The sequence below is a fragment of the Acinetobacter sp. YH16052 genome (assembly GCF_013417155.1).
Classification (GTDB): Bacteria; Pseudomonadota; Gammaproteobacteria; order Pseudomonadales; family Moraxellaceae; genus Acinetobacter.
Window position 1 is genome coordinate 40059 of the sequence record NZ_VPEO01000018.1, and the last position, 19159, is coordinate 59217.

Here is a 19159-nt window from a genome sequence, read left to right on the forward strand (position 1 = left end):
CTGGTGATCAACTCGATAATAAATTGACATATTCTTGCAATTTACATTGTCTTTTTCCTCAGCGCAAATGCTGATGGATTAATCTTGCGGACAAGGTGGCACTTCCAGGCCACGGCGGGCATAAAAGTCATGAACAAATTCGTCAAATGTACCGTTGTCTAATGCATCACGCATTGCTTCAGTCAAACGCAGGTAATAGCGCAGATTATGAATCGTACCGAGCATAGAGCCGAGCATTTCCCCACATTTCTCAAGATGGAATAAATAGGCACGGGTAAAGTTCTGGCAGGTATAGCAGTCGCAATGCGGATCGAGTGGGCTTTGGTCATGACGGTATTTACTGTTACGGATTCGCACCAAGCCGTCTGTCACAAAATAGTGACCGTTACGTGCATTTCGGGTTGGCATTACGCAGTCAAACATATCGACACCACGACGCACCGCTTCCACAATATCTTCAGGCTTGCCGACGCCCATCAAATAACGCGGTTTGTCTGCAGGCATTTTTTCTGGAAGATAATCCAGTACCTTGATCATTTCCTCTTTTGGCTCACCAACGGACAGGCCGCCAATCGCATAACCATCAAAGTCGATTTCTAGCAGGCCTTTTAAAGATTCATCACGTAAATCTTCATACATGCCGCCTTGAATAATACCGAACAGCGCATTACGGTTTTTCAGCACGTCATGATGCTGGGTTTTACAGCGTTTGGCCCAGCGTAAAGAAAGTTGCAACGATTTTTGCGCTTCTTCATGCGTCGCAGGGTACGGGGTACATTCATCAAAAATCATTACAATGTCAGAGTTCAGCGTGTGCTGAATATCCATTGAAATTTCAGGAGATAAAAATACTTTTGAACCATCAATCGGCGAGCGGAAGGTCACACCTTCTTCTTTAATTTTACGCATTGCGCCCAGACTGAAGACCTGGAAGCCGCCTGAATCGGTCAAAATGGGACTATTCCATTTCATAAATCCGTGCAGGCCGCCATGTTCACGAATTACATCCAGTCCTGGACGTAGATACAAATGGAAAGTATTGCCCAGAATGACTTGAGATTTGATCTCTTTAATGTCGCGTGGCAACAGGCCCTTGACCGTACCATAAGTACCCACAGGCATGAACATCGGGGTTTCCACCACACCATGTTCAAGCGTTAAACGACCACGACGGGCACGGCCCGACTGACCTAATTTTTCAAACTTCATAGGAGTTCCAAATCAAGGCGAAAAAACAGTTCGCTGATTGTTATAGCTAAAGGGCGCTATTTTCCTTGATTCTTACACTAAACGCCAGCATTGTAGAGCATTCGCTCTGTAATTTTATTTATCGCTGAAGCTAGGGAACATTCGTAGAAATGGGTGGATGTGCGGAAAACTGCTGCAAGCGTTGCTGGATATCTTCCCGGCTAAGGGCACAGCTACCATCCGGTTCCGAGGCCATTGCAGCGATATGCTGGATCAGTTTCTGGATATAAATATTGCTATCGACAAAGTAGGATTCCAAGGTCAGCAAATAGGCATCTTGTGCTACTTGCAGATAATCATAAGGTTCCATCACCAGCATCTGCTCCAGATCAATCAGAATATCCTTGTCGTTTTGCGAGAGTTTCAAACGTTTCTGCATGGCAGGTAAATGAGTAGTTTGTCTGGATGCCAGAAATTCCTGTAAATGAATATGCTCAGGATTAAGTGTCTGCGCAGATTGACATTCAAATTCGACTTGGGTCGGCAGGCTCATGAAAAACAGGATGCCATCCAGATCCAAACCATAGCTTTCAGAAAGGCGCTGTTTGGCTTGTTTAAAACTATCCAGCAATAAATCCAGATGCGTCGCGTGCAGCTGTTTTTGCTGTGCCAATACCGGATGGCCAAAGCTGTGCTGGGTTATAAAATAATCGACCAACAAGGTTTTAAAGGGGATAAGTCCTGAGTCGAGCGAAGCATGTGCTCGATAACGCCATTTCCCGATATTCCAGCGATCCTGTTCAGCCAGATATTGCTGTGGATCTTCCGGATCTTTAAAAATACTGCGTTCAGTCGAGATCGCCAGATCATCCAGCAGTAAAAATTCGTCAAAGACCAGACTACAGGCATAGATTTGATCATCCTGATAATGGTCGTATAACCGATAAAATTCCTCGACCAGCGTCTGTTGCAAGCGCTCTAAATAATCCAGCATAATTTTTATTCTTTATTTTATAAGTTTTAGACAGGTACAGCCGCACCCTTGGCTATTTTTATAATAAGGTGATGTGCCAAGGATGCAAAATTTTATCAGATCTTGCTGTTCACTCAGTAAAAGTTCGGACGGTAATCAAAATTCTGAGTCACGCTTTGATCACGGAATGGACGTACCACTTTTTTTCTGAGCAACATATTGTTAATGATGTTGTGCGGAAAAATCTGGATCTGGTTATTAAACAGCTCGACATTGCGATTATAAATGGTAATCGCAGCACCGACATTTTCATTCTGTTCTTCAATTTCAGCCATCATTTTCAGATAGATGTCATTGGCTTTCAGTTCCGGATAATTTTCAATCACGACATTCAGGCTATGCATTAACTGTTTGTTCAGACTTTCAATGCGTTGTAATTGTCCAATATCGGCATCCTTGATATTCAGGTTCATGATGTTCTGACGCAGTTCGGTGACTTTTTCTAGCGTGCCTTTTTCAAAACTCGAGTATTGCTCGACCAGCGGTTGCAGCCCATCCAGAATTTTCAGTTTTTGCCGTTCATAACTGGCGACATCCGACCAGGCGCGAATCGTGGCGTTGTGATGACGGACAATACTGTTGCGGATCATGATAATCGTGACAATCAGCGCCACAATGATCAAACATAAAATCAAAAATCCCATCCGAGATCTCCCCAAGCTATATCTATATTTTAAAAATGATACGAAAAATTTATTTTAAAAACTGCAGCAGATCATGTTGTAAGTTTTCGAGCTGTTTTAATTTAAACGTTCTCAGGTGGCCGCGCAATGTGGAAATATCGCTAATATTCTGCTGCTTGCTCGATACCTGAAATAAATCATGGGGCCCTAGATAGCACAGCATCTTATTTTCTGGGTGAAACAGTAAATCACCCTGACGCTGTTCAAAAAAGTCAGCCAGTCGCAGCACAAAACCCGGGCTGAGTAATTTGGCAGTTTGCAGCGGATCACTGCCATAAAAGCTTAATCTCTGGTTGGTGCGAATATCGCTGCTGTGCCAGGGATGGCTATAAGGATAATAAAATTTCTTTCTGGAAGTCGTAACGGCCAGTCCCTGAATCTGGATATCAAACACAAATACGCCCCACAGGTCTTTATGGACCTGCATCAGTTTGACTGGCTGACCTTCCTTATTTCGGGCCTGTACTTCATCAATATAGTGGTATTGGAACAGTAGCACCTGATGTTGCTGGCCGTTTTCGTCTTCCCAGACCGTGCTGGCATAACGCTGAATTTCATTACTCAACGAACCTTGGTTGAATACTGGAAATAATTGTTTTAAATGCCGGATAAAGTGCAGGGGATTAAGAGGCATGGAAATATGCTGTGGCTGTTTTTGAAAGGCAAGCTGATATTTCTTGGCCAGTGCTTGTTCTTCCAGAAAAGCAATGACTTCCTCTAAGGGCTGCTGTTGTTCATAGCAAATATAGGCCCAGAAGATGCAGAGACAGCCGAGAAAAACACTGCTCTGAATCCAGATATTTCCCGGAGCAATAAAAATGCTGCCAATCAGAAAAAGGCCAATTCCGGCAAGCGCAAGCGGCAGGTTATTTTCAAACTTGAGCGTAATCGGGCCATTCCAGGGATGCAGCCCGTCGAGCAGTTCTTGATGAGTTTTGGCCTGTTGGCCCAGTTCCCAGAGCCGAGCGATATTCTGAAACACCACTGCATTTTTCTTTCGGCGAATATGAATGGACTGTTGTACAGACTCGATCGGCATGGGCAATGGTTCTCGCTTATTTCGCCTGATCAATCAGCATGGCATCGCCATAACTGAAGAAGCGATACTGGCTGTCTACTGCATGCTTATAAGCATTGAGAATATTGTCACGATTGGACAAGGCAGACACAAGCATTAACAGGGTCGATTCTGGTAAATGGAAGTTAGTGATCAAACGATCGACCACTTTAAACTGATAACCCGGATAGATGAAAATCTGGGTATCACCTGTCCAGGCTGCCAGTTCACCGTGATGTGCTTGTGCTGCACTTTCGACTGCACGGGTGGCAGTCGTGCCTACAGAAATGACTTTATTACCGCGGGCTTTAGTCTGACGAATCATCTCGACCGCAGTTTCAGGGACGTCGCACCATTCGCTGTGCATGATGTGATTTTGAATATCATCGGTACGCACTGGCAGGAAAGTACCTGCACCAACATGTAGGGTCACAAAAGTTTTTTGAATCCCTTTGGCTTCCAATTTTGCCAACAGATCGGCATCAAAATGCAGGCTGGCAGTAGGTGCTGCAACGCTGGCCAGTTTGGTTGGGTCATTAAACACGGTTTGATAACGTTCAGTATCAATCTCTTCCGCTTCACGGTTGAAATAAGGCGGAATCGGCAAGGCGCCGTATTGATCCAGCACATCGAGAATTGGTTGTGAAAATTCTACAATAAACAGATTTTCATGACGGCCTTGTACGGTCACTTTCACTGCATCCGGGCCAACAAAAAGTTCTGCACCGGCTTTCGGAGTGTTGCTGGCCTTAATATGACAATAGGCAATAAAGCGATCTTGCATACGCTCAACCAGCACTTCTACCGCACCGCCTGAAGCACGTTTACCTTTTAAACGGGCCTTCATGACTTTGGTGTCGTTTAATATCAACAAGTCGCCGTCTTCAAGTAAATCCAGAATATCGGTAAATTGATGGTCATGATATTGACCTTGAGCATCGAGGTGCAACAGGCGAGAGGCACTGCGTGTTTCCAGTGGGTAGCGAGCAATCAGCTCATCGGGGAGATCAAAATTAAAATCAGAAAGTTGCATGATGATTTACGCTAAAAAAACTGCGGCTAGTATAAACTTTTTTCTTTTTTATGGCGGGAATTGCTCGATTTTAAAACGAAAAAATGCGATTTGTTTTAAAAATAAACAAATGAAAATATTCTGCGTTGACAGTGCTGAGAAATCGCGTATTATACCTTTCATCCACTCCCGAGGTGGTGAAATTGGTAGACGCGGCGGACTCAAAATCCGCTGTCAGAGATGACGTGTCGGTTCGAGTCCGACCCTCGGGACCAAAATTCTAGAAAACCCCAAGCGCATTCAGTCTTGGGGTTTTTTATTGTCTAATGAAAAATATAACAACTAGTTTATAATGAAGAAACTGTTATGACTAATTTAATAAAACAATTATCAAGCTTAAATTAAAGAGTTAAGTATGACCGTAGAGAAAATCGAATTGATTCAAAAATTAAATGAATTTAAAAATAGGCTTAGCGAAGAAGTATATAGTGCTTATAAAGAGAAAGGCAGGGAGTATGGGCGGGAAAGATTTAAATCATGGGAAAGAGCAATACAAAAATTTTTAGAAAAATATTTTCCTGCTTATACTAGTAAATTACACTCAAAACTTCATCCTCTAGTGATGGTTGGTTATCATGATCCAATTAAGCAATTTATGGAGGACGAGTATAAACCCTCAATCTCCTTTATTGATTCTCTAATTATGGATATTGAGAATGATGAAGTACTAGCTGATGATTCTAGTAAATCAAAAGTCAAACTTAGTAAATCTGATACAAATTCGAATACACCATTAAGAAAAGCTTTTATTGTTCATGGTCATGATAAAGCTAAAAAGCTTGAGACAGCACGCTTCTTAGAAAAAATAGGTTTTGAGGCTATTATCTTGCATGAGCAAGCTAGTAGTGGGAAAACTATTATTGAAAAATTAGAAAAATTTATCGATGTTGGATTTGGTATTGTGCTATATACGCCAGATGATGTTGGTGAGGCAGTTTCTAAGCAGGCTAATCTAAAACTGCGAGCGAGACAAAATGTTGTATTTGAACACGGTCTTTTAATTGGAAAGTTAGGACGTGATAAAGTAATTCCATTAGTTGTTGATCATAATATTGAACTTCCAGGAGATATCAGTGGAATGGTTTACATGTCTGATAATGGCTGGGAAATTCAACTTGCCAAAGAAATTAAATCCCTTGGTTACGAGGTAGATTTTAATAAATTATTTTAAACACATTAAAAAAACCGGCGCCTAGACGCCGGTTTTTCTACATCACTGACTCAGTTAGTTCTTAAAAGCTTAGATCGTTTCAAGCGCTGCATTCAAAGTTGCACTTGGACGCATTACTGCATTTACTTTTTCTTGATCAACTGCGTAGTAACCGCCGATGTCTACTGATTTGCCTTGAACTTCTGCAAGCTCAGCAACGATTTTATCTTCATTTTCAGCTAAAGTTTTTGCAAGTGGTGCAAATTTCGCTTTCAATTCAGCATTTTCGTCTTGAGCAGCCAAAGCTTCAGCCCAGAATTTCGCCAGGTAGAAATGGCTACCACGGTTGTCCAATTCGCCAGTACGACGAGAAGGAGACTTGTCGTTATCTAGCAATTTACCAGTCGCTTGGTCTAAAGTTTTAGCAAGTAACTTGATGTCGTCATTGCCTTCTTTAATACCCATTTCTTCTAAAGATACCGCCAACGCCATGAATTCACCGAGTGAATCCCAACGTAAGTGGTTTTCTTCAACTAACTGCTGTACGTGCTTAGGAGCAGAACCGCCTGCACCTGTTTCGTACATGCCACCACCTGCCATTAATGGCACGATTGACAACATTTTCGCAGATGTACCCAATTCCATGATCGGGAACAAGTCAGTCAGGTAGTCACGCAGGATGTTACCTGTTACAGAAATAGTATCTAGACCGCGAGCAACACGTTCAAGCGTATAACGCATTGCACGTACTTGTGACATGATCTGGATGTCAAGACCAGTGGTGTCATGATCTTTCAGGTATTTTTCAACTTTCTTGATCAGTTCGTTTTCGTGTGGACGGTACGGGTCAAGCCAGAAGATTGCCGGCATGCCAGAGTTGCGTGCACGAGTAACTGCAAGTTTTACCCAGTCGCGGATCGGTGCGTCTTTCACCTGACACATACGCCAGATATCGCCTTCTTCCACGTTTTGTGACATCAACACTTCACCAGTTTCAAGATCAACGATGTTTGCAACACCGGCTTCAGAGATCTCGAAAGTCTTGTCATGTGAACCGTATTCTTCAGCTTTTTGTGCCATCAAACCAACGTTCGGTACAGTACCCATGGTTTTTGGATCAAAATTACCATTCCACTTACAGAAATTGATCATTTCCTGGTAAATACGCGCGAATGTAGATTCAGGCATAACTGCTTTACAGTCGTAAGGTTTGCCATCAGCGCCCCACATTTTACCGCCACCACGGATCATGGCAGGCATAGAAGCATCTACAATGACGTCGTTAGGAGAGTGGAAGTTAGTGATGCCTTTTGCTGAATCAACCATTGCCAGTGCTGGACGGTGTTCTTGACAAGCGTGCAGGTCACGGATGATTTCTTCACGTTGAGAAGTCGGAAGCGTCTCGATTTTCTCGTAAAGACCGGCCATACCGTTATTGACATTAATGCCAAGCTCATCAAAAAGCTTGCCATGTTTTTCGAATGCTTCTTTGTAGTAGATTCTTACACAGTGACCAAAGACGATTGGGTGAGACACCTTCATCATGGTTGCTTTAACGTGTAAAGAGAACAGAATGCCTGCTTCACGACAGTCTTCAAGTTCTTTCTCGTAGAAGTCGCAAAGTGCTTTCTTGCTCATGAACATTGAGTCGATGATTTCGCCGTCTTGAAGCGCAACTTTTGACTTAAGAACAATGGTTTCACCAGACTTGGTGATCAATTCCATTTTCACATCACGTGCGCGGTCTAAAGTCATTGACTTTTCGCCGTGGTAGAAGTCACCTTCGTCCATGTGTGAAACGTGAGTTTGAGACCACTGTTTCCACTCGCTCATAGAGTGCGGGTGTTTTTTCACGTAGTTTTTAACGGCAGCAGGCGCACGACGGTCTGAGTTACCTTCACGTAGAACAGGGTTTACTGCTGAACCAAGACATTTGCTATAACGTGCCTTGATTGCTTTTTCTTCTTCAGTGGTCGGGTTTTCAGGATAGTCAGGGATTGCATAGCCTTTAGACTGAAGTTCCTTGATACACGCTGTTAGCTGGCCAACAGAAGCACTGATATTTGGGAGTTTGATAATGTTCGTGTCTGGATCTTGTGTAAGACGACCTAGCTCAGCTAGAGTGTCAGGCACCTTTTGCTCTTCGCTTAGGTAATCTGTAAATTCGGAGAGCACGCGCACAGCTACAGAGATGTCACTTTTGACGATCTCAACGCCAGCTGGCTTAGTAAAGGTCTCAATGATCGGCAGCAGAGAATAAGTCGCCAGTAATGGCGCCTCGTCGGTCAGTGTGTAAATGATAGTTGACTTTCCACCAGCCATATATAGCCCCTTGCGTTGGATTGAGTTTCTGAGGACCGAACTTTTGGCCCAGCCTCTTTGAACCGATTTGCTTAAATAAAAACATTGAGAGTATCGTCTTTCAGCGCATTTCAGTCAACGAAATATGCCTTTAGATTGAAATTTGGGCGAAAATTTGTACAGATTTGTGCGGTTTAGCCGTGTTTGTATTTTGTACAAAAAAATAATCCTCTATCGCTGTAAATCCTGATGAAAATGATCGGAAATGATTCGCTAGCCAATTGTATTCACTGAGAATGGTTTTTTGATCCTGACACAGGCTTAAACTGATCCTCGATATGGAGATGGATACCGAGTGACTGGATGCTGTTTTGCGCAAATTCAGTCAGGCTGATGATGCAAATTTGTCCTTGGCAGATGGCTACATCATCATGGAATAGCTTTGCGCTATACTGGCAAGCATCAATGAAATGATCTTAAAGATTGACGCTAACAAGGAAATGTAATGCCCAGCTTGTTTATTGTGATGCTCGGTGGTCGTCATGCCCGTGCCAATACAGAAGTTCATGATGTAGTTTTGGCAATAGGAGAGAGTCTGGAAGACACCTATCCGCAATTAAAAAATGCCTGGTTTGCGGAACAGAAAGGTCTGCATATTGATGCCTGGGCGCAAATCAACGGGCTAGAGTTCGAGGGCAAGTCCTATACGCTGCAATTTACTGATGCACAGCCACAGCAATCCGATGAAAAACTTTGGCTGATTAATCTGGGTGGTTATGATCCACGTGAGTTTGGCGAGTTGCATCGTTATGTGTTGGTGGTTGCACAGAATGCCATGATTGCTAAACAGCGCGGTAAAGCTTACTTCGCCCGGCACTGGCAAAAACAGCATACCGACCGTGTTCTGGATGTAGATGACTGTATTGCCATCGATCAGGTTTATGGCCGCTACGTACAATTGCTAGAGGGCAGTTTTAGTGGCAATCGCTGGGAAAATACTTATCTCACGATTTAACGCTGTTTGTGATTGAATTAAATCTGCGGTTGGCTGAATGATTCGATAAGTGGCTTAAAAAATCTCTTTATCAAAATTTAATAATTGGCATAATACTGCCAAGGAAAAACAGTTTTGACTGAGATGGAATGTCTTAAATGGATTTAATTCAGGCAAATGGACAACCGCGCTATGGACGTTTCAAGGAGCTTCCAAAAAGTATTGACTATCAGGCATATCAATACAAGAATCCTTATGGTCGTGTGCTGTCAGGCTGGCGTAAGCATCTAAAATATAAAAAATTCAAATTCTGTAGTATTCAGCACGAGCATTATACGATTGGATTGGCAATTGCCGATATCGCATGGGCAGGGCATGGTTTTGTCTATGTCTATAACCATATGAGCAATGAAGTGCTGGAATGGAATGCGATTAATTTCCTGTCACGCAACACTGTGCTGGACGAGCAGCCACTGTTTAATCATAGTTATTTCCATAAATCACCTTTTCAGATCGATATCCAGCATGCCAACGGCGTGCGTTATATCAACGTCAGCAAATATGGCGAGATTAAACTCAGTGCCCGGATTTTTTGTGCCGGAACTGATCCAATGAGTATGTGCAGTCCGACCGGTATTAATGGCTGGACCTATACCCAGAAACTGACCACTTTGGGCTGTGAAGGCTTTTTCATTAACAAGCAGGGGCAAACCATCCAGTTTAATGAACGCAGCTTTGCCTCATTAGATGATACGTGTGGCTTTTTACGCCCGGAAACCGCCTGGTTCTGGCTGTCCTGTAATTTCTGGGATGTGAACCATAACCGGATTGGGCTTAATCTGGCTTCGGGCGTGAATGAAAGTTTTGGCAACGAGAACTGTCTGTGGGTCAATGGAAAAATTTATCCACTGGCCGATGTGCTGTTCCAGCAGGAATCGGAAAACCAATGGACGATTCAGTCGCTGGATGAAAGATTGAATCTGATGGTCAGCACAGGCTGGCGCCGTTATGAAAATCTCAACCTGCGTCTGGTCGGGAGCCAGTTTAGTCAGTGGCAAGCCAAGGTTTCCGGAACGATTCAGCAAGATGATCAGGAAATTATTTTACTAAATGAATATGCCTTGCTTGAACAGCATTATGCCAAGTGGTAAATGTACAGGCATAAGACCTAAAAAAAGCCTTCAATTTTGAAGGCTTTTTGACTTGAGCTTAATCTTTGGCGGCCTGCCAGAAGGCTTCACCGGCCTGAATTGGATCATTGGTTTCGGCTAAAGTCTTCACCCAGACATCATATTGCGCAATCACAGGATGCTGACTGGGATGAAAATCTTTTTTAAACCAGTCCCGATATTGTGGGCCCATACGGGTCAAGGTGCCGTTGCGGCCAAACAACCAGGGCAATCCTTTTAAGTTCATTTGCAAACGCTCTAAGACACTGAAGCCATCATGTTTCAGCATGACATTGGCGCGATAGGCGGTATAACTAAACATCAAAAATGTCGTGCTGAGCAGAGTCATTTTGCGCATCCATTCAGGTGTTTTTGCGACATCTTTCATCACGTCAAAAGCCACATCACGATGTTCCATTTCTTCAATCGCATGCCAGGCAAACATGGCACGTACATAAGGATGACCGTCTTTTAAGGTGGATTTCTGACCGTAAAAAGTTTCAGCCATCAGCGCGGTCAAGTGTTCTGCCGCTGCCGTCGTTGCAATATTGAACTGTGCTGAACGATGTTTGAGGTCATAAGCGAACATATTATTCAGACGCTCAATAAAATCATCGACAGGCATGCCTTGTTCACGCATCAGCTGGTTCATTTTTTCATGGGCAATGCCATGCTGTGCTTCCTGACGAATAAAATTTGCCACACGTTGTTGCAGTTCCAGGTCTGTGATCTGATCGCGGAACAGGCGCACACTTTGAATAAAATAACGCTCGCCATCTGGAAAGGTCAGGCTCAAGGCATCGAACATGCGGGTCAGAAAGGGATCGCCGCCAAACCAGTAGCGCGGAATTTCATCCAGTTTAAAATCAAGCTGGGTCCGGACCACGGGCTTTATTGAAGATTTTAATACTGCATTCATCTTAGAAGTTCTTTTTTGTGACGATGCTGACAGTATGTCGGGGAATGCCGTAATTGTTTTGACAGTGCTTGCCAATTTTTATACATTTTATGCCAAATGAAAATAAAACTGCTTAGACTAAAGCAGGCAGCGGGAAGCGCGCATGCAAGAAATTAAAATATCCAATGGTTATATTCAGCTTTGGGCGACTTATCTGCGCAGTCTGCAAATTGAGCCTTTGGAAGCTGACTTTCTGCAAGATGTACATGAAGCGCTTGTCCCCCTGATTGATCAGCCTTTTGCCACGCAAGTGCCGCTGGAATTATTAAATCAGCTTCTGTTAAGAACCCGGCAATATTTAAACTGTCCACAACTAATTTTCGAGATCGTGCAGGTTATTCGTCCAGAACATTTTGGCGTGCTCGGCTATATGGCTTCGCGAAGCAGCAGCGTTGCGGAAATGATCCGCCATATTATGCGTTTTCAACGACTGGTGATTGATGGCAGTGAGTTTGTACCTTTGCAGTTGAAGCAGCGTGAACACAGTATTGAATTATTTTGGGCCTATCTGGACGAAAAATATAATCTGCTCAATGAACTGACCATGGCCGCGATGGTACAGTTGGGACGTGTCATTTTACAGGATCATCAACTGTTAGTCCGTTGTGTACGCTTTGCCCATGCGCCCGACAGGGGGCAAATGCATTATCAAAAGTTTTTTGCCAGTGAGGTGAGATTTTCCCAAGCCTACTATGGCATAGAACTGGATCTACAAGGACTGGCACATGGGTCTGAGCAGGCTGATCCAATGCTGTTGCAGCTACTGGTTCATCAGGCAGAACAGGCGATTGCAGCCAAGCCGCCCCTTGAAAATCATTTGGAACAGGCGCAGCAAATGATTGCCGAACAGCTGCGGACCCAGCATCAGGCCATTAAAGTTGAACAGCTTGCCCTGCAGTTGTTGATGTCGACACGTAGTTTGCAGCGCTTATTCAGTACACAGGGCACTTCATTTAAAAAACTGCTGGAACAGCAGCGGATTAAACGTTGCGAGCTGTTGTTGCAGCAGGGATTAGGTCTGACCGAGATTGCCGAGCAGCTGGATTATTCTGATCAGTCGGCTTTGGCACGGGCCTATAAGGCAGCCACCGGACAGACCTTGTTAGAGCGAAAAAGGCAGTTACACAAAGCACGAAGCTGAAAAAAGCGACCGGTATCGGTCGCTTTTTTATTTTCGCAGGATGATGGATTAAGTGCTTGCTTTCACCTGAGGGAATCTAAACGCGATCGCAGCAATCGCAAAAATGGCCAGAATCCAGCAATAGTACACACCACCAATCAGTTCAACCGGCGAGATTTTTGCAATGGAACAGGCCAGTAGTAACTGTGCGCCATAAGGAATTAAACCCTGTACCACGCAAGAGAAAATATCCATCAGTGCCGCAGAACGCTTGGGATCCACCCCGTATTCTTTGGCGACTTCACGCGCCATATCACCAGACAGAATAATCGCCACGGTATTATTGGCCACAAAGATATTCGAAAACACCACCAGAAAACTAATCCCGATTTCGCCGGCACGTTGCTTCCCAACTTTAAATAGACGGGTCAAGCTATAAATGCGCTCGATCAGCCAGCGTAAACCGCCTTCTCGTTGCATGATCGCCGACAGGCCACCCAGGAACATCGACAATAACGCCACTTCAAACATGCCGACAAAGCCATCATAAATTGAAGTATTCAGTTTGAGCAGATCGAATTCAGCTGTGGCAAATAGGCCAAACAAGCCGGAAAGTAGTACGCCAATGGTCAGTACAGCCAGAACGTGTAAACGGCTAAAGGCCAAAATAAATACGGCGATATAAGGTAAGACCAGAAGCCAGTTAAAATCCTTGTATTCCAATGTGTTGCTACTGCCGGTACTTAACACGTAAATTAAAATAGTGACGATTGAGGCTGGAACTGCAATCCAGACATTGACTCTGAACTTGTCACGCAGTTGTACGCGTTGGCTGGTGGTCGCCGCAATGGTGGTGTCTGAAATCATGGACAGGTTATCACCAAACATGGCACCACCGACGACCGCACCAATCGCATAAATCACGTCAATATCGGTCACCTGGGTGAAACCAAAAGCGATCGGCGCACAGGCTGCAATGGTGCCCATGGAGGTACCCATCGCCGTGGCAATAAAGGCCGAGATCACAAATAACATCGGCAGAATAAATGTAGGTGGAATCACTGACAAGCCCATCTGCACGGTGGCGTCGACGCTGCCAATGGCGCTACTGACGCTGGCAAAAGCACCTGCCAGCATAAACACCATAAACATCAGAATTAAGTTCGGATGACTGGCACCTCTGAGGAATTCCTCAATGCCCTGGTTGAGTTTGCCGCGATACACTAATGCAGCCAAGATAATCGCAGGCAGGGCAGCCACAGGCGCTTTCACCTGATAGAACGCGAACTCGGTTCCGATCAGGGAATGATAGATCCCGCTACCCAAAAATATGGTTAAAAATACAATAAGCGGCAGCAGTGCAATGGCGCGTGCCTGCACTGTAGCCTCAGAATCAGTCTGCATAGGAGATAAAAAAGTAAGAGAATAGGACTAGTATAAAGCAGGTTTTGCTATTTCAGAAAACTTTAAATGAATGCGCTAACATCTGCATTTTTATTAATTTTTATATGATAAAAATAAGTTTATCTAAATATTCAGGATTTTAGGTAATAGCAAAATTAGGCATCTTTGATCATTGTGAAAAAAATCAAAATAATCGTAAATAGACCCTTCCGAATTGTTTTGAAATCTTCGCACAGGAAATGAAGTACTCGAGGTCGGTATCGCAGACTGTTCATTGGACAAAAAATAGCGTTACAATGCGATGTCTTGTATTTCTACATAGTCAATGCCTCAAGTTTGAAACACGTTAAGGAAAATACCACCCTATGTCACGTTTAGCCACACGATTTGGACAACTTAAATCTCAACAGCGTAAAGCTTTAGTTTCTTATGTCATGGCGGGTGATCCGCATCCAGAAGTCACAGTGCCTTTGCTGCATGAGATGGTGGAGGCGGGTGTCGACGTGATTGAGCTGGGACTTCCTTTCTCGGATCCGATGGCCGATGGGCCGGTGATTGCGCTAGCTGCTGAACGTGCTCTGGCAGGTGGAACCAATACCCTGGATGCACTGCACATGGTGAAAGAGTTTCGCTTGAAAGACCGCGAAACACCAGTGGTGCTGATGGGTTATCTGAATCCGGTTGAAGTAATTGGCTATGAAAAGTTTGTGGCTTATGCCTATGAATGTGGAGTAGACGGTGTGTTGCTGGTGGACTTGCCACCAGAAGAAGCACAAAGTCTGGGTGAAGTACTGGAAAAATATGACATGGATCAGATTTTCCTGCTGGCACCAACTTCAACCGATGCACGTATTCAACATGTAGCAAAACAGGCCAGCGGCTTTATTTACTATGTGTCACTGAAAGGCGTGACCGGTGCAGCAACTTTAGATGTTTCTGAAGCCGCTACACGCATTCAAAAGATTAAAGCTGTGACTGATGTTCCTGTAGGCGTAGGTTTCGGTATCAGTGATGCTGCATCTGCGAAAGCGATGGGTGTTGCTGCCGATGCAGTTATTGTGGGTAGTGCGTTTGTAAAGCAATTTGCAACGCTCGCACCAGAACAAGCCGTTATTGCGACGGTGAATAAAGTCAAGGAGCTTCGAGCAGCGCTCGATGAGTTAGTATGAGTCAACAAGTGAAATCAGGCAAAATTCTGAGCCCATCGACCCCATGGACGGAGCGTACTGTTCCGGGCATTCAGGTACCCGATGAGCAAACGGCATATAAAGCGACATTTACCGAGCCTACGATTGAGTGTCCTGAATGTCATGCATTGGTGACCCGTACTGCCATGTCATTTAATGCCTATGTCTGTCCGCAATGTGATGAACATTTGCGTATGAAAGCCCGTGAACGTCTGAACTGGTTCTTTGATCAGGTACAAACAGAATTGGGTCAGGAATTTATAGCCAAAGATCCCCTGAAATTTGTCGATAGTAAAGCCTATCCAGACCGTATGGCTGAAGCGCAAAAGAAAACCGGTGAAACTGAAGCACTGGTGGTAATTCAGGGTTTGCTGAAAGGCGTACCGATGATTGCCTGTGCGTTTGAGTTCGACTTCATGGGCGGTTCTATGGGCACAGTGGTCGGTGACCGCTTTGTTCAGGCTGCAGAACATGCGATTGAAGCTCGTCAACCTTTGATCTGTTTTGCTGCTTCGGGTGGTGCTCGTATGCAGGAAGGCATGTTGTCCCTGATGCAAATGGCGCGTACTTCGGCTGCGATCCAGCGTTTAAAAGAAGCAGGTCTGCCTTATGTAGTGGTATTGACTCATCCAGTGTACGGCGGTGTGACCGCATCATTGGCAATGCTGGGTGATGTACATATTGCTGAACCGAAAGCGATGATTGGCTTTGCCGGTAAACGTGTGATCGAACAGACTGTACGTGAAAAACTGGAAGAACCGTTCCAGCGCGCGGAATATTTGCTTGATCATGGGGTAATCGATCAGATTGTTCACCGTCATGCATTACGTGATACAGTTTATCGTATCGTTACGAAGTTGATGAATTTGCATTGAACACAGCACCCTTAGCAACAGATTCTTTAAATACATGGCTCGATTATTGGAGCCATGTTCACGTTACGGGTATTGATTTAGGTCTGGAACGGGTTATTCCTGTGGCTGAAAAGCTGGGCGTGACATCTCCAGAGGCCAAAGTGCTGACGGTGGCAGGAACCAATGGTAAGGGTTCGACCACCACCACGCTGGCCGCGATCCTGAATGCGCAAGGCTTCAAGGTCGGGCTATATCAATCCCCCCACGTGTACCGTTTCAATGAGCGTGTTAAATTGCGCGGCATTGAAGTGGAAGATCAGTTGCTGATTGATGCTTTTGTTCAGGTCGATCAGGCTCGTCGCGAATGCGGTTTGAGCCTGTCTTTCTTTGAAGCCACGACACTGGCTGCTTTTGTGATTTTTAAAGATCAATGTTGTGATGTCTGGGTGCTGGAAGTTGGCTTAGGCGGCCGTCTGGATGTGGTCAATGTGGTCAATCCGGATGTGGCGGTGATTACCAATATTGGTCTGGATCATACTGACTGGCTTGGTGACACCATCGAGAAAATTGCTTTTGAAAAGGCCGGAATTATTCGCCCGGATATTCCAGTCGTGTTTGGTGGACAGCAACAGATTCCGCAAGCCATTCTAAATAAAGCTCAAGAATGTAATGCATCTTTGTATGCAATCAACCGTGATTATTTCTATAAAGCCTTTGAAGATGGCCAAAGCTGGGCTTTTGCTTCATCGGGTACGACCTTAAAACTCCCAACAGGTTCGCTGGCACTGGATAATATTTCTACCGCCGTGGCCGCCATTCTGCTGAGCGGATTAAACGTCAGCCAGCAGGCAATTGCACAAGGCATTCAAACGGCAAAATTGCCGGGACGGTTTGAAATCCGTCAAATCCAGAATAAAACCGTGATTTTTGATGCAGGACATAACCCGCATGGGGTGGAATTTCTGCTGAAACAATTACGAGATTATTTAAATTACAATAAAAAATATAATGAAGTCATTTGTGTATTTTCAATGCTGGCAGATAAAGATATAAATTCTGTCGTCAAGTTATTGAAAGACACGGTTCAATTGTGGAAAATTGCACCATTATTCGTCCCACGTGCGGCAGAGGTCACAGTTTTGGCTGATGCTTTAAGCGGTGAGGCGGTAGAACAATTTGACAATGTAAAATTAGCTTTTAAATCAGCACTGGATCAAACAGATAATAATCAGCTGATTTTGGTATGTGGATCATTTCATACCTTAGAAGCGGTATGGGAGTATTTGGAAGAATGTCAATGAATAACAAACAGCGCTGGATGGGCGGTGTTGTTTTACTCGGTGGTGGTGTTTTATTGGCAGCATTACTCCTGAAAGGCCAAGATGAAATCAATCAGGACCGTCAGCAAAATCCGGCACAGGCTGCGGAAGTTGAAAATAAAGAGGCAGGCAATCATTCGCTCGGTTCTTTGACGGTCGATGTAGAAACAGAAAAGCGTTTACTTGAACAGCAACGCCGTGATCGCGAAAAAGCGGTTGCAGAACAGGAGGCGCGTGCAGCCGAATTTTTAGCGATGCAACAGCAGGCTGAAGCAGATGCTGCACGTAAAGCGGCTGAAGAATATGCTGCCCTGAATGCACACCGCCTAGGACAGCAAAGTTCCGATAATATTCCACCAGAACTGGTGGAAGATGAACAGGCCAAGCAGAAACGTCTGGCTGAAGAAAAAGCGGTGCAAGAAAAAAAGTTAGCCCAGCAGCAGCTGGACCAACAAAAAGCCAATAGTTCTACTGATGCAGCCAAGAAAGAAGCAGAGCGTAAAGCTGCTGAAAGTAAAGCCGCTGAAGAAAAACGCAAGTTAGAACAACAGCAAAAAGCCGAAGCAGAACGTAAGGCGGCTGAAGCAAAACGTAAAACCGAGGAAGAGCGTAAAGCGGCTGAAAAGAAAGAAGCTGAACGTAAAGCAGCCGAAGAAAAACGTAAGGCCGACGAAAAGCGTAAAGCTGAAGAAGCTAAGAAAAAGGCTGCAGCCGAAGAAGCCAAGAAGAAAGCAGAAGCTGAGCAGGCGCGTAAGTTACTGGAAGGTGAAGAGGACAAGCAATGGATGGTACAGGTGGCACTGGCAGCGAATGAAGCCAATGCGGATGCTGTAGCAGCCAAACTGCGTGCCAAAGGTTATAAGGTCACCAAAAGCTCAACTTCTAAAGGTGTACGCATCATGGTGGGGCCGTCCAAAGACCGTGAGACTGCAGATGCACTTCGTAAGAAAATTGCGTCTGATGCCAGCCTGAATATGAAATCAGCTTGGGTGAATGACTGGGTGCCGCTGGATAAGCGTTAATTCTCTGTATTAATCAAAGTTTCTGTAGATGGATTCTTGAGTTGCTCGCGAATCCATTTTACATTTTCAGGCTTGAATAACTTTTCGATATTGCGCCAAATGGCATGAAAACCATATCCGCCATGTTTCATTTCCTGTAGTGCCTGCTCAATCGGCCAATGTTCAAAAATAATCCGGTACATGGCGACACTTGCACCAGTTCGGTCTGAACCGTGATAACAATGCAGGAGCACCTTCTGGTGATTTTGTTGTGCTTGCTGAATCAGTAGCATAATTTTCAATAAATCTTCCCGATCAATTGCCCAGGTATGTATGGGTACATGATGTAGCTGAAAGTTTTCATTGCTCAAAACAAAGCTGTCTTGATCCCGTGAACGTAAATTAATAACTACATCGATTTGATGCTTTTTTAATAAAGGAATGAGTTCAGTTGAAGGCTGCTCACTACGATAGACAAAATTGCTGATTTGATGAAAATTATGATTCTGATGAATGGGCTGTCCCCAATGCTGAGGACGTTGAGGTTCAGGCAGGGCAGGCGTAGTCATGCAACCTGTGGTTAGGAGGTAGCCACTCATGAGGATTGGAAATATGCAGATTTTCATACAGAGCATAGATGTTGTTTTTGTTATTTCAAGTTTAAAGTGG

The 19159-nt window shown here is 44.4% G+C and carries 17 protein-coding genes and 1 tRNA gene; 9 read left to right on the forward strand and 9 right to left on the reverse strand.

Annotated elements, in window-relative coordinates:
* Positions 1-78 precede the first annotated feature (78 nt).
* The 5 genes from tgt to queA all read right to left on the reverse strand — a co-directional run bounded on the left by tgt (position 79) and on the right by queA (position 4994).
* Entirely contained in the window at positions 79-1209 is a 1131-nt protein-coding gene (tgt, locus tag FTV42_RS12310; protein WP_005252828.1) for a tRNA guanosine(34) transglycosylase Tgt, read from the reverse strand.
* Between the two features lie 130 nt (positions 1210-1339).
* Entirely contained in the window at positions 1340-2182 is an 843-nt protein-coding gene (locus FTV42_RS12315) for a DUF4303 domain-containing protein (RefSeq protein WP_180038928.1), read from the reverse strand.
* A gap of 113 nt (positions 2183-2295) precedes the next feature.
* Positions 2296-2865: a LemA family protein gene (locus tag FTV42_RS12320; protein ID WP_180038929.1), complete on the reverse strand. Its 570-nt coding sequence runs from the start codon at positions 2863-2865 to the stop codon at positions 2296-2298.
* Between the two features lie 49 nt (positions 2866-2914).
* Complete coding sequence (locus FTV42_RS12325) at positions 2915-3943, reverse strand: hypothetical protein (protein ID WP_180038930.1); 1029 nt, start codon at positions 3941-3943, stop codon at positions 2915-2917.
* Between the two features lie 16 nt (positions 3944-3959).
* The gene (queA, locus tag FTV42_RS12330) at positions 3960-4994 is read right to left on the reverse strand and encodes a tRNA preQ1(34) S-adenosylmethionine ribosyltransferase-isomerase QueA (RefSeq protein WP_180038931.1); all 1035 of its coding nucleotides are present in this window, start codon (positions 4992-4994) and stop codon (positions 3960-3962) included.
* A 167-nt stretch (positions 4995-5161) separates the two neighbouring features.
* Here queA and FTV42_RS12335 point away from each other — a divergent pair.
* Both FTV42_RS12335 and FTV42_RS12340 read left to right on the forward strand, forming a co-directional pair.
* Positions 5162-5248: transfer RNA gene (locus FTV42_RS12335), tRNA-Leu, on the forward strand.
* 140 nt (positions 5249-5388) lie between these two features.
* Complete coding sequence (locus FTV42_RS12340; protein WP_180038932.1) at positions 5389-6204, forward strand: TIR domain-containing protein; 816 nt, start codon at positions 5389-5391, stop codon at positions 6202-6204.
* Between the two features lie 69 nt (positions 6205-6273).
* On the opposite strand, the gene FTV42_RS12345 is transcribed toward FTV42_RS12340, so the two are convergent.
* The gene (locus FTV42_RS12345) at positions 6274-8505 is read right to left on the reverse strand and encodes an NADP-dependent isocitrate dehydrogenase (protein WP_180038933.1); all 2232 of its coding nucleotides are present in this window, start codon (positions 8503-8505) and stop codon (positions 6274-6276) included.
* Between the two features lie 484 nt (positions 8506-8989).
* Between FTV42_RS12345 and FTV42_RS12350 the strand changes: the two genes are divergently transcribed.
* Together FTV42_RS12350 and FTV42_RS12355 are read left to right on the forward strand one after the other, a co-directional pair.
* A complete protein-coding gene (locus FTV42_RS12350) occupies positions 8990-9499 on the forward strand; it encodes a DUF1543 domain-containing protein (RefSeq protein ID WP_180038934.1) in 510 nt (169 codons plus the stop codon).
* A gap of 137 nt (positions 9500-9636) precedes the next feature.
* On the forward strand, positions 9637-10629 hold the full coding sequence (locus FTV42_RS12355) for a DUF2804 domain-containing protein (RefSeq protein WP_180038935.1): 993 nt from the start codon (positions 9637-9639) through the stop codon (positions 10627-10629).
* A 58-nt stretch (positions 10630-10687) separates the two neighbouring features.
* On the opposite strand, the gene FTV42_RS12360 is transcribed toward FTV42_RS12355, so the two are convergent.
* A complete protein-coding gene (locus FTV42_RS12360) occupies positions 10688-11566 on the reverse strand; it encodes a metal-dependent hydrolase (RefSeq protein WP_180038936.1) in 879 nt (292 codons plus the stop codon).
* A 142-nt stretch (positions 11567-11708) separates the two neighbouring features.
* Here FTV42_RS12360 and FTV42_RS12365 point away from each other — a divergent pair, with 142 nt between their 5' ends.
* Positions 11709-12746 carry an AraC family transcriptional regulator gene (locus FTV42_RS12365; protein ID WP_180038937.1) on the forward strand — a complete coding sequence of 346 codons (1038 nt, stop codon included), beginning with the start codon at positions 11709-11711 and terminating at the stop codon, positions 12744-12746.
* A gap of 48 nt (positions 12747-12794) precedes the next feature.
* On the opposite strand, the gene FTV42_RS12370 is transcribed toward FTV42_RS12365, so the two are convergent.
* Positions 12795-14129, reverse strand: coding sequence for a Na+/H+ antiporter NhaC family protein (locus FTV42_RS12370; protein ID WP_153566538.1), 1335 nt, complete (start codon positions 14127-14129; stop codon positions 12795-12797).
* 365 nt (positions 14130-14494) lie between these two features.
* On the opposite strand from FTV42_RS12370, the gene trpA reads away from it, so the two are divergent.
* From trpA to FTV42_RS12390, 4 genes are read left to right on the forward strand one after another with little or no spacing between them, the layout of a single operon-like run.
* Positions 14495-15298 carry a tryptophan synthase subunit alpha gene (gene trpA / locus FTV42_RS12375; RefSeq protein ID WP_085064171.1) on the forward strand — a complete coding sequence of 268 codons (804 nt, stop codon included), beginning with the start codon at positions 14495-14497 and terminating at the stop codon, positions 15296-15298.
* On the forward strand, positions 15295-16191 hold the full coding sequence (gene accD / locus FTV42_RS12380; protein ID WP_004645174.1) for an acetyl-CoA carboxylase, carboxyltransferase subunit beta: 897 nt from the start codon (positions 15295-15297) through the stop codon (positions 16189-16191). Before trpA ends, accD begins: the two co-directional genes overlap by 4 nt.
* The gene (gene folC / locus FTV42_RS12385) at positions 16188-17471 is read left to right on the forward strand and encodes a bifunctional tetrahydrofolate synthase/dihydrofolate synthase (RefSeq protein ID WP_180038938.1); all 1284 of its coding nucleotides are present in this window, start codon (positions 16188-16190) and stop codon (positions 17469-17471) included. Before accD ends, folC begins: the two co-directional genes overlap by 4 nt.
* A complete protein-coding gene (locus tag FTV42_RS12390; RefSeq protein ID WP_148334803.1) occupies positions 17468-18511 on the forward strand; it encodes an SPOR domain-containing protein in 1044 nt (347 codons plus the stop codon). The genes folC and FTV42_RS12390 overlap by 4 nt, the downstream gene beginning before the upstream one ends.
* Here the strand turns inward: FTV42_RS12390 and FTV42_RS12395 are convergent.
* Positions 18508-19116 (reverse strand): dual specificity protein phosphatase family protein, encoded by a 609-nt coding sequence (locus FTV42_RS12395; protein ID WP_180038939.1) that lies wholly within the window; start codon positions 19114-19116, stop codon positions 18508-18510. The genes FTV42_RS12390 and FTV42_RS12395 overlap by 4 nt on opposite strands.
* Between the last annotated feature and the right edge of the window lie 43 nt (positions 19117-19159).

Coding starts and splice junctions, on each gene's coding strand:
- tgt (WP_005252828.1), bottom strand. CDS start 1,209: ATGAAGTTTGAAAAATTAGGTCAGTCGGGCCGTGCCCGTCGTGGTCGT.
- FTV42_RS12315 (WP_180038928.1), bottom strand. CDS start 2,182: ATGCTGGATTATTTAGAGCGCTTGCAACAGACGCTGGTCGAGGAATTT.
- FTV42_RS12320 (WP_180038929.1), bottom strand. CDS start 2,865: ATGGGATTTTTGATTTTATGTTTGATCATTGTGGCGCTGATTGTCACG.
- FTV42_RS12325 (WP_180038930.1), bottom strand. CDS start 3,943: ATGCCGATCGAGTCTGTACAACAGTCCATTCATATTCGCCGAAAGAAA.
- queA (WP_180038931.1), bottom strand. CDS start 4,994: ATGCAACTTTCTGATTTTAATTTTGATCTCCCCGATGAGCTGATTGCT.
- FTV42_RS12340 (WP_180038932.1), top strand. CDS start 5,389: ATGACCGTAGAGAAAATCGAATTGATTCAAAAATTAAATGAATTTAAA.
- FTV42_RS12345 (WP_180038933.1), bottom strand. CDS start 8,505: ATGGCTGGTGGAAAGTCAACTATCATTTACACACTGACCGACGAGGCG.
- FTV42_RS12350 (WP_180038934.1), top strand. CDS start 8,990: ATGCCCAGCTTGTTTATTGTGATGCTCGGTGGTCGTCATGCCCGTGCC.
- FTV42_RS12355 (WP_180038935.1), top strand. CDS start 9,637: ATGGATTTAATTCAGGCAAATGGACAACCGCGCTATGGACGTTTCAAG.
- FTV42_RS12360 (WP_180038936.1), bottom strand. CDS start 11,566: ATGAATGCAGTATTAAAATCTTCAATAAAGCCCGTGGTCCGGACCCAG.
- FTV42_RS12365 (WP_180038937.1), top strand. CDS start 11,709: ATGCAAGAAATTAAAATATCCAATGGTTATATTCAGCTTTGGGCGACT.
- FTV42_RS12370 (WP_153566538.1), bottom strand. CDS start 14,129: ATGCAGACTGATTCTGAGGCTACAGTGCAGGCACGCGCCATTGCACTG.
- trpA (WP_085064171.1), top strand. CDS start 14,495: ATGTCACGTTTAGCCACACGATTTGGACAACTTAAATCTCAACAGCGT.
- accD (WP_004645174.1), top strand. CDS start 15,295: ATGAGTCAACAAGTGAAATCAGGCAAAATTCTGAGCCCATCGACCCCA.
- FTV42_RS12390 (WP_148334803.1), top strand. CDS start 17,468: ATGAATAACAAACAGCGCTGGATGGGCGGTGTTGTTTTACTCGGTGGT.
- FTV42_RS12395 (WP_180038939.1), bottom strand. CDS start 19,116: ATGAAAATCTGCATATTTCCAATCCTCATGAGTGGCTACCTCCTAACC.